Genomic DNA, 1,596 nt, shown 5'->3' with positions numbered 1-1,596 from the left:
CAGCCCCGTCATCGACAAGGCCCCCACCATCAGCGCCGTCACCACCGACTTCCTGCTGCAAAAACGCCCCGCAGGACCCGCCAACGACATCGGCGCCTACGAGGTGCAGCTCGACGGCGGGACCACGTCGCCCACGGAGCCGGCGCCGACCTGCACTCGCGCAGCGCCGACCGTGACCCTCGCCGGCGATACCGCAGCAGTTGCCGCCGGAACCACGAAAACCTACACGCTGACGACCCGCAACAACGACAGCAGCGCCTGCAGCAACACCACCTTCCAGACTGCCCGCAGCGTGCCCAGCGGCTGGGCCGGGACCTTGTCGGCGACCAGCTTCACGCTCGCCCCGGGCGCCAGCGCCAACACCACGCTCAGCGTGACTTCGCCCGGCACCGCAACCGCCGGCAGCTACGGCATCGGCGCCGGGGTGAGCAGCAGCGTCGGCAGCGTCCACACCGCCAATGCTTCGGCCAGCTACACGATCGTCGCGCCGGAAGAGCCCGCCCCGGCCACGCTGACCGGCTCGGCCGGAACCGACAAGAGCAGCTATGCGCGCGGCCAGACCGTCTACATGAGTGCGCGCGTGCTCAGCGGCAGCAATCCGGTCGCCGGCGCCGCCGTGGTCTTCACCACGACCCTGCCCAACGGCTCGAGCAAGCTGCTCACCGCGACCACCGGCCAGGACGGCTACGCCCGCACCAGCCTGAAATTGTCCCGGGGCAAGTCCGCGATCGGCAGCTATGGCCTGCGTGCCGACGCGACCTACGGCACGGCCAAAGCCACGGCCAGCACTACTTTCCGCGTCGACTAGAGCTTCACACCCGACGGGGCGCCTGAACAGGCGCCCCGTTTTGCTTGTCGCCATCGTCGGGAATATTGCTGCCAATTCCAGGCAAGCAAATAACTTCTTCGTTGACCTTGGTGAACTCTTGGTGAAGTCGCCGCGTGAGGAAAACGTGAAGCGTGACCGCGTCGGCAAAAGCAGGGGACCGGTTTCCAAAGACTCACCTCCCCAGGGGGACACACCTCTCGTCAGCTGATGCCGCTTCACGGCTAGGAGTGCTCTTGATCGTCGTCCATTCCATCCGCCCGACCCCGGGCCGTGCATTGTCCAAAACCCTGTGTGCGCTGTTGCTGGCGCCGCTGGGCCTGATCGCCTGGAGCAGCGCCCAGGCCGCCACCACCTACTACGTGCGCACCGATGGCGGCACTGCCAGCCAATGCACCGGCCGCGCCAACGCTCCCTACCCCGGCTCCGGCTCCGCCCAGGCCTGCGCCTGGAACCACCCCAGCATCGCCCTGCCCGCCTCCGGCAGCCCCCGCATCGCCGGCGGCGATACCCTGCTCATCGGCGGCGGCTCCTACGCCATCGGCAGCTCCCTGCAAGCCGTCCCCAGCGGCGCCTCCACTGCTCGCACCCGCATCCTCGGCAACGCCAGCACGCCCCCCAGGCTGATCGGCAAGAACGGTATCAGCCACATCCTCAGCCTGAAGGGCAGCTCCCACGTCGAAGTCGGCAACCTGGAAATCACCGACGGCAGCGACTGCGTCTACGCCCACTCCGTCTCCAGCGTCGCCTGCACCAGCGCCACGCCCTGG

The 1,596-nt window shown here is 68.4% G+C and carries 2 protein-coding genes; both read left to right on the top strand.

Annotated features, from left to right (window positions below):
* Positions 1–808, top strand: an 808-nt coding sequence (locus D0Y53_RS12460) for an NEW3 domain-containing protein (RefSeq protein WP_199492067.1), incomplete at its 5' end; no start/stop codon positions are given.
* Between the two features lie 296 nt (positions 809–1,104).
* On the top strand, positions 1,105–1,596 hold a 492-nt coding region (locus D0Y53_RS12455; protein ID WP_147319082.1), incomplete at its 3' end, for a hypothetical protein.

Source organism: Cognatiluteimonas weifangensis (assembly GCF_003416885.1).
Classification (GTDB): Bacteria; Pseudomonadota; Gammaproteobacteria; order Xanthomonadales; family Xanthomonadaceae; genus Cognatiluteimonas; species Cognatiluteimonas weifangensis.
Note: the sequence above shows the minus strand (reverse complement) of the source record. Positions and strands in the feature narration are given on the sequence as shown.